20 protein-coding genes are annotated in these 22,964 nt (G+C 60.0%); 11 read left to right on the top strand and 9 right to left on the bottom strand.

All coding sequences use genetic code 11. From position 1 onward, the window contains the following. Positions 1-3 precede the first annotated feature (3 nt). The 4 genes from RZV17_RS16805 (at position 4) to RZV17_RS16790 (ending at position 5,647) form a co-directional block, all read left to right on the top strand. Positions 4-2,412 carry a hypothetical protein gene (locus RZV17_RS16805; RefSeq protein ID WP_139015134.1) on the top strand — a complete coding sequence of 803 codons (2,409 nt, stop codon included), beginning with the start codon at positions 4-6 and terminating at the stop codon, positions 2,410-2,412. A gap of 218 nt (positions 2,413-2,630) precedes the next feature. Then, entirely contained in the window at positions 2,631-4,556 is a 1,926-nt protein-coding gene (locus tag RZV17_RS16800) for a hypothetical protein (protein ID WP_139015135.1), read from the top strand. Between the two features lie 359 nt (positions 4,557-4,915). After that, positions 4,916-5,053, top strand: coding sequence for a hypothetical protein (locus tag RZV17_RS16795; RefSeq protein ID WP_139015136.1), 138 nt, complete (start codon positions 4,916-4,918; stop codon positions 5,051-5,053). Between the two features lie 102 nt (positions 5,054-5,155). Then, complete coding sequence (locus tag RZV17_RS16790; RefSeq protein ID WP_186005703.1) at positions 5,156-5,647, top strand: IS3 family transposase; 492 nt, start codon at positions 5,156-5,158, stop codon at positions 5,645-5,647. A gap of 654 nt (positions 5,648-6,301) precedes the next feature. Here RZV17_RS16790 and RZV17_RS16785 read toward each other — a convergent pair. Genes RZV17_RS16785 through RZV17_RS16760 form a run of 6 tightly spaced genes read right to left on the bottom strand, consistent with a single transcriptional unit; the run spans position 6,302 to position 11,443 of the window. Next, the gene (locus RZV17_RS16785; RefSeq protein WP_221927967.1) at positions 6,302-6,721 is read right to left on the bottom strand and encodes a GtrA family protein; all 420 of its coding nucleotides are present in this window, start codon (positions 6,719-6,721) and stop codon (positions 6,302-6,304) included. Further along, positions 6,718-7,656: a WxcM-like domain-containing protein gene (locus tag RZV17_RS16780; RefSeq protein ID WP_355605130.1), complete on the bottom strand. Its 939-nt coding sequence runs from the start codon at positions 7,654-7,656 to the stop codon at positions 6,718-6,720. The genes RZV17_RS16785 and RZV17_RS16780 overlap by 4 nt, the downstream gene beginning before the upstream one ends. 2 nt (positions 7,657-7,658) lie before the next feature. Continuing rightward, on the bottom strand, positions 7,659-8,603 hold the full coding sequence (locus RZV17_RS16775) for a glycosyltransferase (RefSeq protein ID WP_047692974.1): 945 nt from the start codon (positions 8,601-8,603) through the stop codon (positions 7,659-7,661). Continuing rightward, positions 8,597-9,700, bottom strand: a complete 1,104-nt coding sequence (locus RZV17_RS16770; protein ID WP_047692975.1) for a DegT/DnrJ/EryC1/StrS aminotransferase family protein — start codon at positions 9,698-9,700, stop codon at positions 8,597-8,599. The genes RZV17_RS16775 and RZV17_RS16770 overlap by 7 nt, the downstream gene beginning before the upstream one ends. Before the next feature lie 52 nt (positions 9,701-9,752). Beyond that, positions 9,753-10,697: an electron transfer flavoprotein subunit alpha/FixB family protein gene (locus RZV17_RS16765; RefSeq protein WP_047692976.1), complete on the bottom strand. Its 945-nt coding sequence runs from the start codon at positions 10,695-10,697 to the stop codon at positions 9,753-9,755. Then, positions 10,697-11,443 carry an electron transfer flavoprotein subunit beta/FixA family protein gene (locus RZV17_RS16760; RefSeq protein ID WP_047692977.1) on the bottom strand — a complete coding sequence of 249 codons (747 nt, stop codon included), beginning with the start codon at positions 11,441-11,443 and terminating at the stop codon, positions 10,697-10,699. Before RZV17_RS16760 ends, RZV17_RS16765 begins: the two co-directional genes overlap by 1 nt. Positions 11,444-11,672: 229 nt before the next feature. On the opposite strand from RZV17_RS16760, the gene rfbB reads away from it, so the two are divergent. The 5 genes from rfbB to RZV17_RS16735 all read left to right on the top strand — a co-directional run bounded on the left by rfbB (position 11,673) and on the right by RZV17_RS16735 (position 16,626). Continuing rightward, positions 11,673-12,728 (top strand): dTDP-glucose 4,6-dehydratase, encoded by a 1,056-nt coding sequence (gene rfbB / locus RZV17_RS16755; protein ID WP_047692978.1) that lies wholly within the window; start codon positions 11,673-11,675, stop codon positions 12,726-12,728. Between the two features lie 51 nt (positions 12,729-12,779). Continuing rightward, a complete protein-coding gene (rfbA, locus tag RZV17_RS16750; protein WP_047692979.1) occupies positions 12,780-13,667 on the top strand; it encodes a glucose-1-phosphate thymidylyltransferase RfbA in 888 nt (295 codons plus the stop codon). Further along, positions 13,664-14,221, top strand: a complete 558-nt coding sequence (rfbC, locus tag RZV17_RS16745) for a dTDP-4-dehydrorhamnose 3,5-epimerase (protein ID WP_047692980.1) — start codon at positions 13,664-13,666, stop codon at positions 14,219-14,221. The genes rfbA and rfbC overlap by 4 nt, the downstream gene beginning before the upstream one ends. Next, positions 14,218-15,117 carry a dTDP-4-dehydrorhamnose reductase gene (gene rfbD, locus RZV17_RS16740; protein WP_047692981.1) on the top strand — a complete coding sequence of 300 codons (900 nt, stop codon included), beginning with the start codon at positions 14,218-14,220 and terminating at the stop codon, positions 15,115-15,117. Before rfbC ends, rfbD begins: the two co-directional genes overlap by 4 nt. Before the next feature lie 342 nt (positions 15,118-15,459). Continuing rightward, the gene (locus RZV17_RS16735; protein WP_047692982.1) at positions 15,460-16,626 is read left to right on the top strand and encodes a nucleotide sugar dehydrogenase; all 1,167 of its coding nucleotides are present in this window, start codon (positions 15,460-15,462) and stop codon (positions 16,624-16,626) included. Positions 16,627-16,900: 274 nt separating this feature from the next. Here RZV17_RS16735 and RZV17_RS16730 read toward each other — a convergent pair whose 3' ends face one another. Continuing rightward, the gene (locus RZV17_RS16730) at positions 16,901-18,304 is read right to left on the bottom strand and encodes a mannose-1-phosphate guanylyltransferase/mannose-6-phosphate isomerase (RefSeq protein WP_039403518.1); all 1,404 of its coding nucleotides are present in this window, start codon (positions 18,302-18,304) and stop codon (positions 16,901-16,903) included. Between the two features lie 45 nt (positions 18,305-18,349). Beyond that, complete coding sequence (locus tag RZV17_RS16725) at positions 18,350-19,696, bottom strand: phosphomannomutase/phosphoglucomutase (RefSeq protein ID WP_039403516.1); 1,347 nt, start codon at positions 19,694-19,696, stop codon at positions 18,350-18,352. Positions 19,697-19,830: 134 nt separating this feature from the next. Between RZV17_RS16725 and RZV17_RS16720 the strand changes: the two genes are divergently transcribed. Together RZV17_RS16720 and RZV17_RS16715 are read left to right on the top strand one after the other, a co-directional pair. Beyond that, the gene (locus tag RZV17_RS16720) at positions 19,831-20,562 is read left to right on the top strand and encodes a CoA transferase subunit A (RefSeq protein WP_166744256.1); all 732 of its coding nucleotides are present in this window, start codon (positions 19,831-19,833) and stop codon (positions 20,560-20,562) included. After that, entirely contained in the window at positions 20,562-21,194 is a 633-nt protein-coding gene (locus RZV17_RS16715) for a CoA transferase subunit B (protein WP_184555993.1), read from the top strand. The genes RZV17_RS16720 and RZV17_RS16715 overlap by 1 nt, the downstream gene beginning before the upstream one ends. Before the next feature lie 29 nt (positions 21,195-21,223). Here RZV17_RS16715 and RZV17_RS16710 read toward each other — a convergent pair whose 3' ends face one another. Beyond that, the gene (locus tag RZV17_RS16710) at positions 21,224-22,873 is read right to left on the bottom strand and encodes an electron transfer flavoprotein-ubiquinone oxidoreductase (RefSeq protein ID WP_355605119.1); all 1,650 of its coding nucleotides are present in this window, start codon (positions 22,871-22,873) and stop codon (positions 21,224-21,226) included. Positions 22,874-22,964 lie beyond the last annotated feature (91 nt).

Here is a 22,964-nt window from a genome sequence, read left to right as displayed (position 1 = left end):
CACATGAAATTTCTGCTTTTTGTTGCCAAGTTAACGGTCATATGCCTTGTTGTAGCGGTGTCAGCTGTTGTGGCGGGCTGCTACCAGAAATCCCACCACCAACAATTGGCTGTGATCGACTACGGTCCCACGTCTATAAATGCTGGCGCCACGTTCAACGTGCAGCCGGATGGTAGCTCGGCTGCGTGGTTCCGTATGAACCAGCCTATGGACGGAAGCACAGTCTGGGTTAACCTTGACGGGACTAATATTCGTGCCGATATTTCCGATAACTTGATTACCGTCAAAGTGCCAGCCCAGCTCTTTTCGACGCCAGGCACTATCAGTGTTGTCATTACAAAAGTTGCCGGTGACCAGAAAATCATTGCGCCAGCAGTTCCTGTGAAGGTGGAAAAAGCGCAATGCGAGCCTTCGGCTGATAGCGAGAGTATAGGCGAGTGTGGGTCCAAAGGAACTTCTAATGTTGCGCGTGCCGCGGTGCCGAGGTACATCAAGGCTGTTACATACTTTGGTCACGCGTGGCCCATTAACTTTTGGACTTCAGATCTAACTGGTGTGGATGAAGACATGAAACGCATGCGGGCCGACGGATTCAATTCTGTCGTGTTCGTGGTTCCCTGGGGCGAATTCCAACCAGGCTTAGACCCGATCCGCTACGATCAGCAAATGTACAGTCGTTTGCGCGATGTTTGTAAATCTGCGAAAACTGCGGGGCTTGACGCATACTTCCGAGTTTCGTATGAATGGGATTTCGCATCTGATGTACAGCTGCCAGCAGTCGCACGTGCTAATGAGTTGTTTACAAGTGACAAACTACAGCCGGCATGGACTGGGTACCTTTCGAAGGTTGGGGAAGCTACTTCTTCTTGTGCGAAAGGATACTTTCTTTCATGGGAAGATTACTGGCATGTTCTAGATATGGCGCAGTCTGGCAGAACTCCAGAGGAATCGGCACGTATTTCCAAGCTTATTGGCTTTGATGAATGGGCTACCTCGCATGCATCGGAGGCGTTTCGTAAAAGATTTGATGCGGATCGCAAAGTGCTAGGGGCATACCCCGTGCCTCAAACGAAAGATCCCAATTTTACTCAATTGTACGCATGGTTCGACGAACAACTTTCGTCGCGCTTGCTTGCGCGTGCGGCGCAGGTGCTACCCAACATGAGCATTGAGGCACGCGTCGATAGTGACCCTATCTATGCGAACGGCGAAATTGCAACGTGGTACTCGCACAATGCGACGTATTCGGTGCCGTCATCGCAATACCTAATGACGTATTGGGCTCCGGCAATGGGGGCCCAGAACAAGGGCGAAATCGATACAGCCCAGAGCGCAATTGCTAGATTCGTCTATAACCAAAAAAAGATCCTTGAGCACACGGATAACCATATTTTTGTTGAGCAGCTGTTGTATACCGACAACACGCCTAAGATGGCTCATAATGCGAAGATAGACCCGAAACAGATGGGTGATTTTCTTTCTGAGCTATCCGCGCCTCTCCTTCAGTTTACGTCAGGCTATGCGCTATGGGGTTACCAGAACTACCGGGCCAACCTGTTATATAACCCCGACTTCGCGCTCGGAATGAAGGGCTGGGACACCAAAGGCACGGTTGTACTGCAAGGTGCCGCACCTTTCTCGGCTACTTTGGGTGATGGAGGCACCATCAGCCAGCAAGTCCCTGTTTCGCGCGATCATTATGTCAATTTCGCTGACAATGTTCGAGTGAATATGATCGCAGGTGGTGATGGCGAGATCGAAGTCTCGCTCGGTAAGAGGGCTGCACGCATGCGCGTTAGCGGTGCCGCAAAGGAGATCACCATGTTTTTACCCGAGGCTGTTACAGGAACTGCCTTCTCTATTCGTGTCTTAACAGGTAGTGTTACGCTCTCCCGCATTTATGCTTACCGGTTCATCCAGGAATCTAGTGCCAGGGACGATTACGGGAGAGACCTGCCCGACATGGCATATATTCGTAAAATGAATAAAAAAATCGAGATGCTGGATGGTCTGCCGTCGATGTACTCAAGTGAAGCGGGCAACCTGGATCGCGTCGTTGGTACCTATGGCGTTGAAAAAGACGGTCAGCAAGTGTACTCATGGGCCGGACCTAAAGTGTTGGCCTACGTGAAAGCAACAGGTCAGTATGTCGAGGTCAAGGGCACCCTGAATGTTTCCATGTTTGGAAACGCAATTTGCGGCGTTCAAGGTTCTATAAACGGTGTTGATGTGGCGCGCCTTGAGCATCGGCACGATGGCACGTTCTCTCTGAAGCTACCGGTACCGGTTGATCAGCTGGGTCGCCCCGTTAAGGTCGGACTCAAATCTAGTTGTCAGACTCATCCTTCCCCTGGTCAAGGCGACCAGCGCGTATTGTCGTTCGTGCTAAATTCGATCGGGGTGCCGAATTAATGGGCCAGGCATTCCAGTTTAAACGCATCCCATCCTGGTTGATACATATTGGACCTATTGCGCTATTTGCCCTAGTTAATTTTATTACCTTTCGAGAGCATTACGCAAACCACGCCACATTTCCCTGGGATTTCCTAGGTGGCTACCACTCGCAAGCATACGGTTGGTTCGACAACGGTGGGGTCTTGTCGCCGCCATCGTGGTTGCCATGGACTAACATGGGTTTCCCCGCTTTCCTGACCCTCCAGTCGGGCTCTTGGTATATGCCACTGGCTGTTCTGCATAGTTTGGGTATCGATTATACGGTGCATGTGGCCACCGTATTCCAAATATTGCATGTTCTCTTCGGTGCTGTTGGCGCTTATCTATTCGTTCAGGCCCTGTCAGGGCATCGCCTCGTCGCCTTGTTGTTGGGTGTTGCATACCATTTCAGTGCCACTTTTTACGCAAACCAGGAGCACGTTGATATTGTGCGCGCTGCGGCATGGGCTCCATGGCTTTTATATGGGCTAGTGCCAACTATTACAACGAAGCGCTTTGGCTGGGCTGTGGCCGCTTTGTCCACTTCACAACTTGTCATAGCAGGTTATCCAGGAGTTACGGTTGCGATGGTGTATGCCTGCGCCGCCAGTTGCCTCGTCCATTACATACATCTTGAGCCAGGGAAAAGACGAGTTGGATATGCTTGGGCCGTAATTACGGCAGTCGTGTCCGGTTCGTTCATCTCACTGCTAAAGTGGTTGCCTTTGGCATTGAATGGATCTAAGGGGCTGAATCTTGAGCATTTTCCTAGTCAGCCATTTGGCCCAATTCACCTGTTGACCCTGTTTTCTCCTTACGCCGAGCTGCAGGTGCCCGGTGACATCACGATGCGCAGTCTTTGGTTGCCAACTTTAGCGCTATGGGGCTGCGCATACGCAAGCTGGAGAAGCGTTGCCACGCGGTCAGGAATATGTATTATAGGTGTAGCGCTTTTAATTGGCATGTTGTCTGCTGGTAATCCGGCTATCCGTGAGATCATTCCCGGCGCTTCGGTAAGTAGGTTTCCGCTCTCCGACTGGAGACCCGTTTTGCACTTAGGGATTCTTTCAGTTGCAGCTAATGGATGGACACGGTTGTTAGCTGGTGAGCTAACGATGCGGCGAATTTTGATAGGTTCGCTGGCTTCTCTGGTTTTTTTTACCTATATGTCTGTGCGCGCGTCCAGTCTTGGGCTGGCGATTCCGCAAATCAGTCGGATGCAGGGGTCCATAGCAATTTGTGCCCTTTTGTGTAGTCTATGTGCGCTCGTGTCGACTGTTTGGCGCCGGCGTGGCGCAGGGATCGTCTTAGCTCTGTGTGCTACGCTGTTTTGTTTCCGCGATGGTTATGATTTTCATAATGCTCAGTCCGCGCCTTGGGCTCCGGGGTGGAGTTTGGATGCTGAGAAAGTATGGTTAGGCGGCTCCTTTGACGAATTTCGGGCCAAACGCGGTCCTCTCATGCCTATTGAACACCGCCCCCGAAGATTCGTTATAGGGAATTCAGCGGCTGAGGCCGTTGAAAATCGTAATAGCCAAAAATACAACCGCTGTTGGTATATGCGTACCTATTGTGTCTTTGGATATGACAATGTTCGCATGTCATTGCCGCACGCCGGCCTGCTCCACGCACTTGGTGGTCCTGGTCAGGATGATCTGCTTGAATTTATAAGGCGGCCAGGTCAACTTTTACTCTTAAATATTGATGAAACAGGACAGGTGCCACATCTTGCTCAAGAGAGCCGCACTGCATCTGCTATAGGGCGTACAGATGCTGCGCACGTTCAATACGTAAAATACAGTGCGACGGAAGTGGTATATCGCCTGTATGTGCCAAGTCCTACTTTGGTAGTTGAAAACGAAATCTCTTGGCCTGGCTGGAGCTACGTTGCTTGCGACAAGGCGTCCTTTTGTCTGCCTAGCCGGCAGGTTGCGTCGACCACTCAAGGCCTTCGGAGTTGGGTGATTCCAGCAGGTTATAGTGAAGTTCGCATTCATTTTAAGGGTCCGCCCGTTTGGCCCGGTTATTTGGCCGCAGCCATTGGTTTGCTTATTGCAATTTTAGTAATTTTCACCCCGCGACAAATTTTGCCAGCTTATCTCAAGCAGTGCGTTCCAGCTTGAAGGCCGCATCGGCAGCTGCATCTTTATACGCTTTTTGCAGCTTGCCCCTTACAACAGGTTTCCCATTAATAATGCGTATTGCCAGGTAGAAGCCTTGCCGTGTCGACTCTCTGCAATTCAGTGCTAGCTAAAACTAGGCCTGCGGTTGATGCTAAGCACCTAACTCGGCGGGCGACGCCCGCCTAGGCTGTCGTGCGGTATTGACTCCCCTGTAACTTCGACCAGCCAAAAACTAAAGGGTTAGGTGACACTGAGCCCCAAAGGAGCCCTTCGCCATGAAGAAGTCAAAGTTCACCGAAGATCGCGTTCGCCCTAGGTAGGCCGAGATCGGCACGACGACTGAGGATGTCTGCTGCAAGATGGGCATTAATCAGGCCACGTTTTACGCGTGGCGCAAGAAGCTTAGCGGACTAGGCGTGGTCGAGCTGCGCCGGCTACGCCAGCTTGAGGGAAGAGTACCGCAGGCTCAAGCAGGTGACGGCGGATCTGAACCTTGACAAGGACATGCTGCAGGACGTGCCACCAAAAAATTCTGATGCCCGCGCAGCGCAAGACGCTCGTGGGCCGTCTGGTCGATCGGTATCGCGTTGGAGGGTTCGTTGAGCCTACGCCGTCGTCAAGCAGCGCTGTTGGCGCTTTACTACCAGCCTCGCGACAATGATGATGCGCCACTGCTTCGACGGATCGAAGAGATCGCTGCCAAGCGGGTGCACTATGGCTTTTGGCGGATCTGCCTGCTGCTGCGCCGAGAAGGCTGGAAGGCCAACCACAAGCGTATGTATCGGCTGTGCTGCCAAGCTGGCCTCAACCTGCCGGCTCAGTGCAAGGCTGCCGCACATTGCCTGGAGACCACGGTGCTAACCGGCCCCCATCAGCCTCGGAGCATGGACTTTGTTGCCGACGTCTTATTCGACGGCCGCCACTCCCGGGCTTTGACCATCGTGGACAACTTCACCAAGGAAAGTCTGGCCGTCGAATTGAATCAGACCCTCAAAGGCGAAGAAGTAATGACAGTTATGAAATGCATACGCCACCGACGCGACCTGCCGCAACGCATCCACACCGACAATGATAGCGACTTCATCCGGTGACGATGGACCGCTGGTCCTACGACAACCGCGCACCATGGATTAGGACGCACTCATCGATCCGTGACGTCCCGCGGGCCGCGTTTGCCGCCCGACTCGTTTACCAAACCAAAGCCGAATGTTCCAGTTTTCCGCTCCGGCCTAATGCGGGAGGAGGTCACCAACTGCCGAGATAGGCTTGGTGCTTGTTATAGCCATGTTGCTTGACGAGTTAGGCAAGAAACTGGTGCCTAAGCGGGTCTAAAGTTTTTACGCGCTGACATCCTTCAGCGCTTGGTTTTCCATTGCTAGCTCGGCATATGTGCGTTGAGCCTGCTGTGCTCAGTCCCTAGGTCACGAAGGCGCTACGTCTCAGGGGCCTCCATCTTGCCGTGATTGACTTCCAAAGTGGTATTTCGCATCAAAATGTCCGGCTAAGAGCCAACGTCATTGATCTTTTGGCGGCGCCGCCCCGCATTCGCGTAACGACGAGTTGACTTTGGTGGATTTGCACTTGCTGATCGTTAGGTTCCTTGGGACGTAGTATGTTGGAAACCCACAGTCGTGCTGGGTCGGCTTTACAGGACGCTAACCCTTGAAGCGCGTAATATGGCGCTATGCGCCGTCGAGGTGACGCTGACTAAAATTTGAGACGCCGCTTGGGCTGATAGGCCTTTCTTAACCTTTGTTGACTAGAGTGCCGTTGCCAAAAACGAAGCGTGACAAAATAAAGGTCAATGGAATTGTCACTAATATTGCAATCAATGGAGCGAGGACTGCGGACATTTTCAGGTGTTCCACCCACGCAAACACCACGGCTAAGCTCACCAAATACTGTGCAAGGTAGACAAACGGAAACATCAGCAGTGACCGCCAGCCGCGGTGCGTCCGGAAGACGAAAAGGCGATTGATAAAGAAAGCGATGACAATGCCGAAAACGTACGCGACCGTGTAGGCTACCTTGTAGGGAGTGGCCTGCAGCAGTGCGAGATAGGCGGCATAGGTAGCAACCGTATTGATGCCGCCCGAGATGAGGAAGCGAACGAAACTGGACCTACTTACCAAGTCCCTTGCCTTTTGCAGCATGGGCATACTCATGCGTGGTTGTTACGCACCTGATCGATGAAAGCACCATACTCGCGGATGTAATCTGCCGAATCATAGAAGTGCGAGGCGAACACGAGCAGCACCGCGTCCTCGGAGTATTTGTACTGAATGCCCCACGTCATGGGCGGCAGGTACAGGCCGAGGTTTGGCTTGTCGAGTACGAACTGCTCGCGCTGTTTGCCGTCGTCGGCCACTACGTGTACCGAGCCCTTTACTGCAATAAGGAACTGGTGGCACTCAAAGTGCGCATGCTCGCCACGGGTTTCGGCCGTAGGCACGTCATAAACAAGGAAATAACGTTTGGGCGCGAACGGGATCTCTTTTTCAAATTCACCGACGGACAGGCTACCGCGCATGTCAGCGATGGTATTGAACGTGTGCATCTGCACGCCGCGGACGGACGACGGATGGATACCTGTCTTTGTTCCTTGCGGCTGAAGTTTCTCGGTCGCGACGGTACCGGTGTTGGCGTAGCCCACGATCTTGGCAGGATTACCCACCACGATGGCATTGGGGGGAACTGATCGAGTGACAACTGCGCCTGCGCCGATCATGGCGTTGCGGCCGATGCGGATGCCAGGCAGGATCGTGGCATTCGCCCCAATCGATGCGCCGGTCTCGACCACCGTGCGCAGGAATGCTTCAGGGTAGACCTTGCTTCGCGGACGAAGGTCGTTGGTAAATGTGGCATTAGGGCCAACAAACACATTGTCTTCTAAGGTGACGCCATCCCACAGTTGAACACCGCACTTGACCGTGACGCTGTCGCCCACGACGACGTCATTCTCGATGAACACCCCATCGCAGATGTTGCAGCCGGCGCCTAAGCGCGCGCCTGGCAGCACGTGGGCAAACGCCCAGATGCGTGTACCATCGCCGATGGTGGTTGACTCGCAAAGTGCCTTTTCGTGCACGTAGAAGTTCATTGTTATTTTCCGGGGAAATCAAGCTGCAGAGAAACGATGTTGAGGGGGCGCTGCTTGGTGTTCTCATAGGCACGCCAAGCGTAATTACCGACGATGCCGATACCCAACGTATTGAGCGCGCCGAAAAAGAGGATCGCCAGCATCGACATGGAATAGCCAGGTACTTCATAGCTGCCCGCGAAGCGGGCGATGAGTACTGCCAGGCCGAGAAGCACGGCGACGCCGAGTCCAAGCATGCCGGCGCCCATCAGGATGCGCACTGGCAGGTCTGAGAAAGCAAAGACGCTGTCGAGCAGGTACGTGACCTTCTTCTTCAAAGTCCATGCGCTCGTGCCGTGTTCGCGTTCCAGACGTGCATAGCCGATAAACTCTCGGCGACCGCCCAGCCAGAACAAGAGCCCCAGTAAACTACTGTTGGCTTCGCCAAGGGCGACGAGGCGGTCACGGAACGGCGCTGTCAAGGCAAACACATCGACCCCCCCGCTTGGGACGTCGCGCTGCACCAAGCGGCGATAAGCGCCCCAGAAGACAGTAGAAGCAAGCTTGCTGAGGCCTGGATCGGCACGGCCGATACGTCTGCCAAAAACGACATCCAAAGGTCTCGTAGACAATGCAGAAAAGAATTCGCGCATCAGCGAAGGCGGCTCCTGCAAGTCGGCCGCCATGACACCAATGTACTCGCCCTTCGCTTCGGAAAGTCCACAGCGGATGGCCGCGAACGCACCGAAATTGCGCGAAAGCAATATCAAACGAGCCTGGAAAGTCGCCGTGGGGAGAGATTTTTCCAAGAGCGCAAAACTGGCATCTGGGCTGCCATCGACGACGAAGACCACCTCAAGCGGTGCTTCAAGGTCGCCGGCCAACGCGTCCAGAGCAACAAGCAACGCAGGGATGGAGCCCTCGTTCTTGTAAACAGGGATCACTACCGAATAGCGCGGCTTTACCACGAGTTGCAGGCCTCGATTACTCGGGACACTTCTGCGTCGGTGAGCTCGGGAAAACAAGGCAAAGTGACAACGTGCGAGCACGAATGGTCCGTGGCCTTGAGCGCAATGTCGTCAAAGCGCCCTGCAAACAGCGGCTGGCGGTAATCGGGTGTAGGGTAGTGCACCTCGCTGTTCACGTTGGCGTCGGCGAGATGCTTCTGCAGCCCTGTGCGATTGTCGGTATGCACCACATAGAGATGGGCGACAAAATCCTCTCCACTCACTGGCGGTACCGCGATGTTGGTATGCTTAATCTCGCGCGAATAGCGGTTGGCAATAGCGCGGCGGCGGGCATTCCAGCCGTCGAGCAAGGGCAACATCACGCGCAGGAACGCCGCCTGGATTTCGTCGAGGCGGCTATTACGGCCGCCCAGCAATTCGTTACGGTATTTCGCTGTCCAACCGTACTGGCGAAGCTTGCGAAGTGTATCGGCGACGGACGGGTCGTTAGTGGTAACGGCACCGCCATCGCCTAGTGCACCCAGGTTCTTGGTGGGATAGAAGCTAAAGCTGGCGGCCTTGCCGAACGTGCCAGCCTTGCGGCCTCCAGCATCGCTCGCGCCGTGCGCCTGGGCGCAGTCTTCAAAGATGGCGAAGCCATATTTTTCCGCTAGCTTAGTGAAAGCGGCCATATCGGCTAGCTTGCCGTAGAGATGGGTCACGATGACAACGTCGATCTGACCTCGAGCTAGCTCGGCTTCCAGAGCAGCCGGTGACATGGTGCAAGTAACGGGGTCGATGTCGATAAAAACCGGTTCAGCCCCACAAGCGAGTACTGCAGTCGTCCCGTACATGGCGGCATTGGCGACTACGCCCACCCGCTTTCCTTCGTTTACCCCCAGGCTACGTAAACCCAACTCGAGCGCTTCGGTACCGTTGGCGACACTGACACAGTCGCGGGCTCCGCACCACTGCGCGAATTCTTTCTCAAACGCTTTTACGTTCGGGCCAAGCACGTAATAGCCACTGCCGATAGCCGTGGCAGCGGCTTCTTCGAGTTGACGGGCAATGGGCCCGATGTGGCGGTCGAGGGCATTGACGGGGACGGGCGTAGTCATGGGTATCCTGAAGTATGAAACAGGGCAGCCACCGGCCGCCCGAAATGGGCAACTAGCTTAGTGCAGATTCGAGTTCTGGAAGAATTTTGAACAAATCTCCCACCAACCCGATATCGGCAATCTCGAAGATCGGCGACTCCGGGTCCTTGTTGATCGCCACGATGGTGCCGGCGTCCTTGATGCCGGTCAGATGCTGGATCGCCCCGCTGATGCCGATTGCCACGTAGAGCTCGGGGGCGATGATCTTGCCGGTCTGGCCGACCTGCAGCTCGTTGGGCACGTAGCCAGCGTCCACTGCGGCGCGCGAGGCGCCCACGGCGGCGCCGAGCTTGTCGGCCAGGCTGTAGATGTGCTGGAAGTTCTCCGCCGAGCCGACGCCGCGGCCGCCGGAGACGACGCGCTTGGCGCTCTGCAGGTCCGGGCGATCGGAGCTGCCTGCGGCCAGGCCGACGAAGCGGCTGTGGGTCGGCAGCGTGGCGTCAACCGAGACTGATTCGACCGCCGCACTTCCGCCCTTGGCGGCCTCCGGCCACGACGCGCTACGAATGGTCGCAACCACGATCTGGTCGGCCGGGGCCTTGACGGTGATGATGGCGTTGCCCGCATAGATCGGACGCTTGAAGGTATGCGCGTCTTCGACAGTCATCAGATCGGAGATCTGGTTGACGCCCAGCAATGCCGCCACGACCGGCATCAGATCCTTGCCAAAGGTCGTGGAGGGGCCAAAGACATGGGTGTAGCCCTGACCGGCCAGTTGGGCGATCTGCGGTCCCAGCACCTGCGCGATGGCGTGTTCGTTGGCCGCGTTGGCCACGGTCAATACGCGCGCGACGCCGGCCAGCTGCGCGGCCTGTGCGGCAACGCCGGTCGGGTCGGCGGCCAGCACGACCACATCGATGGAGTCGGCCGAGATCGCCTGCGCGGCGCTCAGGGTCTTGGCAGTGGCCGCATTGAGCTGGCCGTTGAGATGTTCGGCAACGATGAGAACCTTGGCCATTACAGCAACCCCTTCTGCTTGAGTGCGGCCACCAGCTCGGCGGCATCCTTGACCATCACACCACGGCTGCGCTTGGACGGCGCCGCATAGTGGGTAGTGGTCAGGCTGTCATGCGCAGCGACCCCGAGATCGGCAAACGCCAGCGTTTCCAGCGGCTTGCTTTTGGCCTTCATGATGTCGGGCAGCTTGATGAAGCGCGGCTCGTTCAGGCGCAGATCGGTGGTGATCACCGCCGGCAGGTCCACGTCCAGCGTTTCCAGGCCAGCGTCCACCTCGCGGGTCACGGTGGCCTTGCCATCGGCAACGACGAGCTTGCCGGCGAAGGTCGCCTGCGGGCGGCCCCACAGGGTGGCCAGCATCTGGCCAGTCTGGTTGGCGTCGTCATCGATGGCCTGCTTGCCCAGGATGACCAGGTCCGGCTGTTCCTTCTCCACCAGCTTGAGCAGTGCGCGCGCGGCGGTCAGCGGCTGGATGGCCGTGTCGGTGACCACGTGGATGGCGCGGTTGGCGCCCATCGCAAGCCCGTTGCGCAGGTGCGCGGCCGCATCGGCCGGCGCCAGGGTGGCGACCACCACCTCGGTGGCGATGCCGGCGTCGCGCAGGCGCAGCGCCTCTTCCAGGGCGATTTCATCGAACGGGTTGGGCGAGAGCTTGACGCCCTCGGTCACCACGCCGGAGCCATCCGGCTTGACCTGAATGCGGACGTTGTAGTCCACCACGCGCTTGTAGGCGACGAGGATTTTCATCGTGTACGAGATCCTTCAGCTATTGCGGGAAGGCCCGGCCGCGGCGGCAGGCTCGGGAGTGGAGCCATTCTAACCGGGCAGGGCGCACCATGCGATGGCGTATGGATGGTGCGGTGCAATAGATTCGAAGCCACTCATTCGAAGATATACAAGCCCAGCGCAGCTCGACCGTATATCCTGTGCGGTTTGAAGACGCAGCGCAGTTCGCGCGCGACCAGGAGGGTAGACAGTGGCGACTTGGCTAGTGACCGGCGGGGCCGGCTTTATCGGCGGAAATTTTGTTCTTGAGGCAGTTGCGCGCGGGATCCGCGTAATCAATCTTGACGCCCTCACCTATGCGGGGAACCTGAATACCTTGGCGTCGCTGGAAGGCAATGCCGACCATGTCTTCATCAAGGGCGACATCGGCGACGGCGCCCTCGTGGCCAGCCTGCTGCAGGAACATCAGCCGGACGCAGTGCTGAATTTCGCTGCCGAAAGCCATGTGGATCGCTCGATCGAAGGTCCTGGCGCGTTTATCCAGACCAACGTGGTCGGCACCCTGGCATTGCTCGAGGCCGTGCGCGATTACTGGAAAGCGCTGCCGGACGCGCGCCGCGAGGCCTTTCGGTTCCTGCATGTGTCCACCGACGAGGTCTATGGCACGCTGGGCGAGACCGGCAAGTTCACCGAAACCACGCCGTATGCACCCAATTCCCCGTATTCGGCATCCAAGGCGGCCTCCGATCACCTGGTGCGCGCGTTCCACCACACCTACGGGCTGCCGGTGCTGACCACCAACTGCTCGAACAACTACGGCCCCTACCATTTCCCGGAAAAGCTCATTCCGCTGGTGATCGCCAAGGCGCTGGCCGGCGAGCCGTTGCCGGTGTATGGCGATGGCAAGCAGGTGCGCGACTGGTTGTTCGTCAGCGACCACTGCGAGGCGATCCGCACCGTGCTGGCCAAGGGCAGGGTCGGCGAGACCTATAACGTGGGCGGCAACTCCGAGCGCCAGAACATCGAGGTCGTGCAGGCGATCTGTGCGCTGCTGGATCAGCATCGTCCACGCGACGACGGCAAGCCGCGGGCAAGCCAGATCACCCATGTCACCGACCGGCCTGGGCACGACCGTCGTTACGCGATCGATGCGTCGAAGTTGAAGAACGAATTGGGTTGGGAGCCTGCTTACACCTTCGAGCAGGGCATCGCGCAGACGATTGAGTGGTATCTGACCAACCAAGCGTGGGTACAGGGCGTGCTTGATGGAAGCTATCGCCTTGAACGCATTGGCGCGACCGCCTGATACTCATCTCAGCGTCCGCATAATGCTGTGCGGACCTCCAAGGACGCTCTCATGACTCAACGTAAAGGCATCATCCTCGCGGGCGGTTCGGGAACGCGCTTGTATCCGATCACCAAAGGCGTCAGCAAGCAGCTGTTGCCGGTGTACGACAAGCCGATGATCTACTACCCGCTGAGCGTGCTGATGCTCGCGGGTATCCGCGATATCCTGATCATCAATACGCCGCACGAGCAGGCGCTGTTCCAGACGCTGCTGGGCGATGGCTCTCAGTGGGGCGTCAATATTCAGTATGCCGTGCAGCCCAGCCCTGACGGTCTGGCGCAGGCCTATCTGATCGGCCGCGAGTTCGTCGATGGCAAGCCGAGCTGCCTAGTATTGGGCGACAACATCTTTCATGGTCATGGTCTGACCGATACGCTGCGGCGCGCGGATGCGCGTGAGCAGGGGGCGACGGTCTTCGGATATTGGGTCAATGATCCCGAGCGTTACGGCGTGGCCGAGTTCGACCAGCACGGCAAGGTGATCGACATTGCCGAAAAGCCGGAAAAACCGCGCTCTAATTATGCGGTGACCGGTCTGTATTTCTATGACGGAAAGGCCAGCGATTATGCCGCTGCCTTGACGCCTTCGCCGCGCGGCGAGCTGGAGATCACCGATCTCAATCGCTGTTATCTCGATGCCGGCGACCTGCATCTCGAGCCCTTGGGGCGCGGCTATGCGTGGTTGGACACCGGCACGCACCAATCGTTGCATGAGGCAGCCAATTTCATCGAAACCATCCAGATGCGTCAGGGCTTGCAGGTGTGCTGTCCGGAAGAGATTGCTTTTGGACAGGGATGGATTGATGCCCAGCAGTTGGAGCGCTTGGCTGCGCCCCTGTTGAAAAACGATTACGGTAAATATCTGCATGCACTGGCCAGGCGTGGGGTAGTCCCTTGAAGGTGATCGAAACGGCCTTATCTGGCTGCGTGGTCATCGAGCCGGCGGTATTCGGCGACGAACGTGGCTATTTCTTTGAAACGTGGAATGCCGAGCGTTTTGGCCAACAGGGCTTGCCGACGCGTTTTGTGCAAAGCAATGTGTCGACCTCGGCCAAGGGCGTGCTGCGTGGCTTGCACTACCAGTGGCCGCGTCCGCAGGGCAAGCTGGTCAGCGTTCTGGAAGGTGAGGTCTATGACGTTGCTGTGGATGTTCGCCACGGCTCGCCAACCTTCGGGCAGTGGGCGGCGGTTGTACTGAGCGCGGAAAACAAGAAGCAGTTCTGGATCCCGGAAGGCTTCGCCCATGGGTTTGCTGTGCTGTCGGAGCGTGCAGTGTTCAGTTATCTGTGCACCGACGTCTACGTCAAGGAAGCAGATGCGGGCGTGCGTTGGGACGATGCGGCGATCGGCATCGACTGGCCGATCAGCGATCCGGTGCTCTCGGCCAAGGATGCCGCAGCACCTTTCCTGGCGGATGTGCCGGGCGAGCGTCTGCCGGTCTTTGCACCATGACAACATTGGTGCTGGGAGCCAATGGACAGGTCGGCACGGAATTGCTGCGCGCATTGGCAGGCGATGGTCCGATCCTGGCCACAACCCGCAGTGGTCGGTTGCCGGACGGTACCGCGTGTGAGGTGGCCGACTTCGACGCACCGCATCGCCTTAGCGAATTGCTGGATCACCTTGCGCCCACCCGCGTCGTCAATGCGGCTGCCTACACCGCCGTCGATCGTGCCGAGCAGGAGCGTGATGCGGCCTTCCGTGCCAATGCCGAGGCGCCGGCGGTCATTGCGCAGTGGTGCGCGCGCGCCGGCGTGCCGCTGGTCCATTATTCGACCGACTACGTCTTCAATGGGCAGGGCACTCGCCCCTATCGGCCGGACGACGCCACCGCGCCGCTCGGCGTCTACGGGCAGAGCAAACTGGCCGGCGAACAGGCGGTGCAGGCGGCCGGCGGCCGGCATCTGATCTTCCGCACCGCCTGGGTCTACGCCGCGCACGGGCACAATTTCCTGCGCACGATGCTGCGCGTGGGAGCCGAGCGCGACGTGCTGCGCGTGGTCGCCGACCAGATCGGCACGCCAACGCCGGCGGCGTTGATCGCTGACATCACGGCGCACGCGCTGCGCCAGCCCGGTGAACCCTCCGGTCTGTGGCATCTGACCGCCGCCGGGCAGACCAGCTGGCACGGCTTCGCCGAAGCCATCTTCGCCCAGGCGCACGCGCGCGGGCTGATTGCCCGTGCGCCGCGCGTGGAGGCGATCACCACCGCCGACTATCCAACGCCGGCCACGCGCCCGGCCTATTCGCGGCTGGATACCCACAGCCTGCAGGACACGTTCGGCGTCCGCTTGCCCGACTGGCAGGACGGACTGAGCCAGGTGCTGGACACGCTCGCCCAGGGTTGAGCGGCTTCAATAGCGGCATAGATCGGTGCGGCTTCAGCACCGACTCATAGCTTGACTCTCGCTTCGGCTACCATCGGTGACTGGTCCACGCCAGGCCGGCGACCTGCTCTGCGCAGGTCGTGGCCAACGTGGATGTGCCGCTGAAGCGGATGCGATGCGTGATGCATGGGCTGGATGCGTGCATGTGTGTGCGCTACGTCGCATCGGTTGGCACCGTGCAGGTTTTCGCGTGTCCCCCAGCGGGCGCGCCGGCCCATGACGGGCTCGGCCGTACCGTCTTCACGCCACGACCTGGGCGCAGCGCGCTGCCTCCTCCCCCATCCAAAATCGCAAGGAATCCCAATGAAGATCGCTGTCGCGGGTACCGGCTATGTCGGTCTGTCCAATGGCGTGTTGCTCGCCAGGCACCATGAGGTCGTGGCGCTGGACATCGTCGAGGCCAAGGTCAAGCTGCTCAACGAAGGCCGCTCGCCGATCGTCGACAAGGAGCTCGAGGCTGCGCTGGCCGAGGGCGGCCTGAACTTCAAGGCCACGCTGGACGCCAACGAGGCATTCGCCGGCGCAGAATTTGTGATCATCGCCACACCCACCGACTACGATCCGGACACCAATTACTTCAACACCCGCTCGATCGAGGTCGTGATCGCCAAGGTACTGGAGATCAACCCGCAGGCGACGATGGTGATCAAGTCGACCATTCCGGTCGGTTACGTCGCCAAGCTGCGCGCGCAGTTCGGGACCGACAACATCATCTTCTCGCCCGAATTCCTGCGCGAAGGGCGGGCGTTGTACGACAACCTGTACCCGTCGCGGATCATCGTCGGCGAGCGCTCGGCGCGCGCGGAAACCTTCGCGCGGCTGCTGCAGGAAGGCGCGCTCAAGCCCGACGTGCCGGTGCTGTTCACCGAGCCGACCGAGGCCGAGGCGATCAAGCTGTTCGCCAACACCTACCTGGCGATGCGGGTGTCCTACTTCAACGAACTGGACACCTACGCGCTCACCCATGGGCTGGACAGCCGCCAGATCATCGAGGGCATCTGCCTGGATCCGCGCATCGGCAGCCACTACAACAATCCGTCCTTTGGCTACGGCGGTTACTGCCTGCCCAAGGACACCAAGCAGTTGCTGGCCAACTACCAGAGCGTGCCGCAGACCATCATCCGGGCGATCGTCGATTCCAACACCACCCGCAAGGACTTCATTGCCGCCGACGTGCTGCGGCGCAATCCCAAGGTCGTCGGCATCTATCGGTTGATCATGAAGGCGGGGTCGGACAACTTCCGTTCGTCCAGCATCCAGGGAGTGATGAAGCGCCTCAAGGCCAAGGGCGTGGACGTCATCGTGTACGAACCGACGCTGAGCGAGCCGGAGTTCTTCCGCTCGCGCGTGGTCAACGATCTGGAGGCCTTCAAGCGCGAGGCCGACGTCATCATCAGCAACCGCATGGCCGACGCGCTACAGGACGTGCAGGACAAGGTCTATACGCGCGACCTGTTCGGCGACAACTGAGTCGGGCAGGCCCTGTGTCTGGCGGGTGGCAATTCCACCCGTCCAGGCCATCCATGATGTTGTCCTGGGCTACGGGGCCGTTCGCGGCCTTTTGGGCGAACGCCCGCGGGGTGGCACTGGCATTGCCCGGTCGCATCCACGTGCGATGCAGCCTGCGGAAGCAGGCGACCTGTGACCTGCCTGCGCAGCGTGTTGTGATCGAAGCGAGACAGGGATAACGCAAAACGGCGGCCATTGGCCGCCGTCGATGTTGCCGTCTACGTCGAGTGCGCGATCAGGCGCGGCCGTAGGTGTCCTCGAAACGCACGATGTCGTCTTCGCCCAGATAGCTGCCGGACTGCACTTCGATCAGTTCCAGCGGCAGCTTGCCCGGATTGCGCAGGCGATGCGTGACGCCCAGCGGGATGTAGGTACTCTGGTTTTCGGTCAGCAACAGCACTTCCTCGCCACGGGTGACTTCGGCAGTGCCGCTCACCACGATCCAGTGTTCGGCGCGGTGGTGGTGCATCTGCAGGCTCAGCACGGCACCGGGCTTGACGGTGATGCGCTTGACCTGGTGACGCTGGCCCATGTCGATCGAGTCGTAGGCGCCCCACGGGCGATACACCTTGCGATGCCAGGTGGCTTCGGAGCGACCGTCGGACTTGATCCGGCCGACCACATCCTTCACCTCCTGGATGCGATCGCGGTGACCGACCAGCACGGCATCCGGCGTCTCGACGACGACGACGTCTTCCAGGCCAACCATGGCGATCAGGCGCGAACCGTAGGCGTAGGTATTGCGGCAATCCAGCTGGATCACATCGCCATGATGCGCGTTGCCCTGGCCATCCTGCTCGGACACGTCCAGCAGCGACGACCACGAGCCGACGTCGTTCCAGCCGGCATCCAACGGCACCACGACCGCATCGGCGGTCTTTTCCATCACCGCGTAGTCGATCGAATCCGACGGGCTTGCTGCGAAGGCGTCCTTGTCCAGGCGGGTGAAGTCGGCGTCGCGCTTGCCGTTCTGCCAGGCGGTCTGGCAGGCATCGGCAATGGCCGGATGGAACTTGCGCAGTTCTTCCAGGTAGCGCGAAGCACGGAACAGGAACATGCCGCTATTCCAGTAGTACTCGCCGCTGGCCAGGTAGCCTTGCGCGGTTGCCAGGTCGGGCTTCTCGACGAAGCGTTCGACTGCACTCGCGCCAGTGCCCGCGCCGGCCTTGATATAGCCGTAGCCGGTTTCCGGTGCGGTCGGCTTGATGCCGAAGGTCACCAGCTTGCCTTGTTCTGCGGCAGCTGCAGCAACGTTCACCGCAGCCTGGAAGGCAGCTTCGTCGCCGATCACATGATCGGACGGCAGCACCAGCAACAGCGGGTCGGCGCCGTCACGGGTCGCTTCCAGCGCAGCAACCGCGATGGCGGGGGCGGTATTGCGGCCCTTGGGTTCCAGCAGGATGGCAGAGGGCTTGACGCCCAGCTGCTGCAGCTGCTCGGCGGCCATGAAGCGGTGCTCCTCGTTGGCCACCACGATGGGAGCATGGCCTGCAACGGGAGCCGCGCGCAGCCAGGTGGCCTGCAACATGCTCTTGTCGCCGACCAGCGGCAGGAACTGCTTGGGATAGGACTCGCGCGACAGCGGCCACAGGCGCGTGCCGGAGCCGCCGGACAAGATAATCGGAAGGACGTCGCTCATGAGCGGGGGAAACTCCAGTGCGTCAAAGTGGGGGAGGAGGGTAAATCAGCCGCGCAGCAGATCGGAAATCTCTTGCGTACGGCTTTCCAGCAATGCGGCATCGCCGCGGGTTTCCACGTTCAGACGCAATAGCGGCTCGGTATTGGAGCTGCGCAGGTTGAAGCGCCATTGGCCAAAGTCCGCGCTGATGCCGTCGGTGTAGTCCAGCTCCGGCGACAGGTCGGCGTAATGCTCCATCACGCGGGCAACCGCGGCCTTGGCATCGGCCACCTTGAAGTTGATCTCGCCGCTGCAGGGGAACTTCTGCATGCGCGCCTCGACCAGATCGGCCAGCGAACGACCGGACTGCGACACCAGCTCGGCAATCAGCAACCACGGAATCATGCCGGAATCGGCGTAGGCGAATTCACGGAAGTAGTGGTGCGCGCTCATTTCGCCGCCGTACACGGCGTTCTCGCTGCGCATCTTTTCCTTGATGAAGGCGTGGCCGCTCTTGCACAGCACCGGAATGCCGCCGGCTTCTTCGACCTGCTCGACCGTGTTCCAGGTCAGGCGCGGGTCGTGCACGACCTTGCCGCCCGGCTGCTTGGCAAGGATGGCTTGTGCGAGCAGGCCGACCAGGTAATAGCCTTCGATGAAGCGGCCGGTGTGATCGAAGAAGAAGCAACGATCGAAGTCGCCGTCCCACGCGATACCGAAATCGGCGCCGTGGTCCTTGACCGCCTTGGCAGTGGCGTCGCGGTTTTCCGGCAGCAGCGGGTTGGGGATGCCGTTGGGAAAGTTGCCATCGGGCTCATGGAACACGCGGACGAACTCGAACGGCAGATGCGGCGCAAGCAGATCCACGATCAGGCCAGCGCCGCCGTTGCCGGCATTGACCACCAACTTGAGCGGCTTGAGCGTGCTGCGGTCCACGTAGCTGAGCAGGTGCTCCAGGTAGGCGGTCTTGTCGGTGCGGCTCTGCTCGGCGGCTGTGGGCTCGCCGGGTGCGGCGGTATCGGCCGCGACGGTGTCGCGGATGGCGAACAGGCCGGTATCGGAACTGATCGGTCGCGCCTGCTCGCGGACCAGCTTCATGCCGTTGTAGTCCATCGGGTTGTGACTGGCAGTGACCATGACGCCGCCGGCGGCCTTGAGGTAATCAGTCTGGAAATAGACCTCCTCGGTGCCGCACAGACCGATGTCGATGACCTCGCGGCCGCTGGCGCGCAGACCGGCCGAGAGCGCTTCCTGCAGCGCCGGGCTGGCCAGGCGCACGTCGTGGCCCAGGACCACCGGCCCCTGATCCAGCTGCGCCGCCAGTGCCACACCAATGCGGCGGGCCAAGTCCTCGTTGAGTTCATCCGGCACGCGGCCGCGAATGTCGTAGGCCTTGAAGGCGGGTAGCGTCATGGGCAATTCCTGGGGTGGGGGACACCCGAGTTTAGCGGGTGCGCCGTGTCTTGGGTGTGGCGGAATTGCGACCGAGGACAGGGAACAGTCAGCGGATAGAATGGCCGCTTCACATCAGCGAGGTGAGGGCGGTGATGCGCAGTGATGGACGTGACAAGGCAGCTGGCAAGCGCTACGACGATGCCGAGGCGGCGCTCGAGGGCGTGCTGGCCGATGGCCAGACCCTGGCAGTAGGCGGCTTCGGGTTATGCGGGATCCCCGAGGCGCTGATCGCCGCCGTGCGCGACAGCGGGGTGGGCGGGTTGACGGTGATTTCCAACAACGCCGGGGTCGATGGATTCGGGCTTGGTCAATTATTGGCCACGCGGCAGATTCGCAAGATGATTTCGTCCTACGTGGGCGAGAACAAGGAGTTCGAGCGTCAGTATCTGGCTGGCGAGCTCGAGCTTGAGTTCAACCCACAGGGCACGCTGGCCGAGCGCCTGCGTGCGGGCGGTGCGGGAATCCCTGCGTTCTACACCGCCACCGGCTACGGCACGATCGTGGCCGAGGGCAAGGAGACCCGCGAATTCGACGGCAAGCACTATGTGCTGGAAACCGCACTGCAGGCCGACGTCGCGCTGGTCAAGGCATGGCGAGCCGATACCGCGGGCAACCTGGTGTTCCGCAAGACGGCGCGCAATTTCAATCCGGCCTGCGCCATGGCCGGTCGCGTCTGCATTGCCGAAGTCGAAGAAATCGTGGAGTTGGGCGCCATCGACCCGGACCACGTGCATCTATCAGGTATCTACGTCGACCGCTTGGTGCTCAACGCCACGCCGGAAAAACGCATCGAACAGCGCACCGTGCGCGAAGGACAGCAGTAATGGCCTGGACCCGAGACCAGATGGCCGCCCGTGCGGCGCGTGAACTGACCGATGGCGCCTACGTCAATTTGGGAATTGGACTGCCGACGCTGGTGGCCAACCACATCCCGGAAGGCGTGGACGTGTGGCTGCAATCAGAGAATGGACTGCTCGGCATCGGCCCGTTTCCCACCGAGGACGAAGTGGATGCGGACTTGATCAATGCGGGCAAGCAGACCGTGACCGCGCGCGCCGGCGCCAGTTATTTCGGCAGCCACGATTCGTTCGCGATGATCCGCGGCGGCCATATCGACCTGGCGATCCTGGGCGCAATGCAGGTCACCGACCGCGGCGACCTGGCCAACTGGATGGTGCCCGGCAAGATGGTCAAGGGCATGGGCGGCGCGATGGACCTGGTGGCCGGCGTCAAGCGCGTGGTGGTGCTGATGGAGCACGTCGCCAAGGACGGCAGCCACAAGATCCTGCGCGAATGCGACCTGCCACTGACCGGCGTCGGCGTGGTGGATCGCATCATCACCGACCTGGCGGTGTTCGATGTCACCGCTGATGGGTTGGTGTTGGTGGAGGCGGCCGATGGAGTGGAGATTTCGGAATTGCGCAGCAAGACCGGCGCTGTCTTCAAGACCGCATAAATCGTCAGGGGCCTGTCCGGCCCCTGTTTTTAGAGATTCTGGTAGTTCGGACCCGAACCACCCTCCGGTGTGACCCAGTTGATGATCTCGTAGGGGTCCTTGATGTCGCAGGTCTTGCAGTGCACGCAGTTGGCGGCATTGATCTGCAGGCGTTTGCCGGAGGGGCTGGCGGTGTCTGCGACCATCTCGTAGACGTTGGCCGGGCAGAAGCGGGTGCAGGGGTTGTCGTACTCTTCCACGCAGCGGGTGGCGCAGATGTTGGTGTCGAGCACCTGCAGATGCACCGGTTGGTCTTCGTCGTGCTCGGTGGCGGCGAAATACACCGCCTGCAGGCGGTCGCGCGGGGCGAGCTCGCGGCTGACGTAGTCGCGCTTGGGTTGTTCGTAGTCGCCGATCTTGCGCAGGGCCGACCAGTCGGGCTTGTTCTTCAGGGTCCACGGCGAGGCGCCCTTGAGGGCGGTCTCCCAGGCGGCGTTGAGCAGGCCGAACCATAGCCCCTTCTTGAAACCGGGCTTGATATTGCGGACGGTCTTCAACTCGGCCATGGCATCGGAGGCGCGCAACTTGGCGTCGAAGCCCTGCGGGGCGAGCTGCGACTGCACCAGATGTTCGGCCGCCAGCATGCCGCTGCGGATCGCCTGATGGGTGCCCTTGATCTTGGGCACATTGAGCAGGCCGGCGGTGTCGCCGATCAGCAGGGCACCCGGCATCTCCACCTTCGGCAGCGACTGCCAGCCGCCGGTGACAATGGCGCGCGCGCCCGCCGACAGAATGCTGCCACCCTCCAGCAGCGACTTGATCAGTGCGTGGTTCTTCCATTGCTGGAAGGCTTCCCACGGCTGGTATTCGGGGTCGCTGTAGTCCAGCCCGCTGACATAGCCGAGCGCAATCTGGTTATTGTCCAGGTGATACAGGAAGCTGCCGCCGTAGGTGCGGTTGTCCGCGGGCCAGCCCAGCGTATGCACGATCTTGCCGGGCGTGACGCGGCCTTCGGGCACCTGCCACAGTTCCTTGATACCGATGGAATAGCCCTGCGGGTCGCTGTCGGCCGTGAGGTCGAAGCGCTTGAGCAGGCGCTTGGTCAGATGCCCGCGTGCGCCTTCGGCCAGTACGGTGACCTTGGCACGGATGTCGATGCCGGCGGTGTAGCCGGGCTTGTGCGACCCGTCCTTGGCCACGCCCATGTCGCCGATACGCACGCCCACCACCTGGCCCCTGTCGTCATGCAGGGTCTCGGCAGCGGCAAAGCCGGGGTAGATCTCCACGCCCAGCGCTTCGGCCTGCGGCGCGAGCCAGGCGCACATCGCGCCCAGGCTGACGATGAAGTTGCCGTGGTTGCGCATGCCCGGCGGCACCATCGGAAACTTGCGTGCGCTGTCCTTGCCGAGGAACCAGAATTCGTCTTCGGTGGCGGCCACGCAGATCGGCGGCGGGTTGTCGCGCCAGCCCGGCAGCAGGGCATCCAGCGGGCCGGGCTCGATCACCGCACCGGACAGGATGTGTGCGCCGATGGTGCTGGATTTTTCGATCACGCAGACGCTCAGCTCGGGGTTGAGCTGCTTGAGCCGGATCGCGAACGACAGCCCGGCCGGACCGGCGCCGACGGTGACGACGTCGTATTCCATGACGTCACGCTCGACCGCCTCTGACGCTTGCGCGCCGATTCCCGCTTCCGACATTGCTCCGCTCCCGTTGGCTCGATGGCTGGTGCGCATTTTCCGGGATTGCATGTGATGGCGGCAAATCGCTGCGATTCATCCGCCGTGGACA

The organism is Xanthomonas cannabis (genome assembly GCF_040616535.1).
GTDB classification, from domain to species: domain Bacteria; phylum Pseudomonadota; class Gammaproteobacteria; order Xanthomonadales; family Xanthomonadaceae; genus Xanthomonas; species Xanthomonas cannabis.
This window is presented reverse-complemented; position numbering and strand designations above follow the sequence as displayed.

Coding starts and splice junctions, on each gene's coding strand:
- RZV17_RS16805 (WP_139015134.1), top strand. CDS start 4: ATGAAATTTCTGCTTTTTGTTGCCAAGTTAACGGTCATATGCCTTGTT.
- RZV17_RS16800 (WP_139015135.1), top strand. CDS start 2,631: ATGGGTTTCCCCGCTTTCCTGACCCTCCAGTCGGGCTCTTGGTATATG.
- RZV17_RS16795 (WP_139015136.1), top strand. CDS start 4,916: ATGGGCATTAATCAGGCCACGTTTTACGCGTGGCGCAAGAAGCTTAGC.
- RZV17_RS16785 (WP_221927967.1), bottom strand. CDS start 6,721: ATGAGTATGCCCATGCTGCAAAAGGCAAGGGACTTGGTAAGTAGGTCC.
- RZV17_RS16780 (WP_355605130.1), bottom strand. CDS start 7,656: ATGAACTTCTACGTGCACGAAAAGGCACTTTGCGAGTCAACCACCATC.
- RZV17_RS16770 (WP_047692975.1), bottom strand. CDS start 9,700: ATGACTACGCCCGTCCCCGTCAATGCCCTCGACCGCCACATCGGGCCC.
- RZV17_RS16765 (WP_047692976.1), bottom strand. CDS start 10,697: ATGGCCAAGGTTCTCATCGTTGCCGAACATCTCAACGGCCAGCTCAAT.
- RZV17_RS16760 (WP_047692977.1), bottom strand. CDS start 11,443: ATGAAAATCCTCGTCGCCTACAAGCGCGTGGTGGACTACAACGTCCGC.
- rfbA (WP_047692979.1), top strand. CDS start 12,780: ATGACTCAACGTAAAGGCATCATCCTCGCGGGCGGTTCGGGAACGCGC.
- rfbD (WP_047692981.1), top strand. CDS start 14,218: ATGACAACATTGGTGCTGGGAGCCAATGGACAGGTCGGCACGGAATTG.
- RZV17_RS16735 (WP_047692982.1), top strand. CDS start 15,460: ATGAAGATCGCTGTCGCGGGTACCGGCTATGTCGGTCTGTCCAATGGC.
- RZV17_RS16730 (WP_039403518.1), bottom strand. CDS start 18,304: ATGAGCGACGTCCTTCCGATTATCTTGTCCGGCGGCTCCGGCACGCGC.
- RZV17_RS16725 (WP_039403516.1), bottom strand. CDS start 19,696: ATGACGCTACCCGCCTTCAAGGCCTACGACATTCGCGGCCGCGTGCCG.
- RZV17_RS16720 (WP_166744256.1), top strand. CDS start 19,831: ATGCGCAGTGATGGACGTGACAAGGCAGCTGGCAAGCGCTACGACGAT.
- RZV17_RS16715 (WP_184555993.1), top strand. CDS start 20,562: ATGGCCTGGACCCGAGACCAGATGGCCGCCCGTGCGGCGCGTGAACTG.
- RZV17_RS16710 (WP_355605119.1), bottom strand. CDS start 22,873: ATGTCGGAAGCGGGAATCGGCGCGCAAGCGTCAGAGGCGGTCGAGCGT.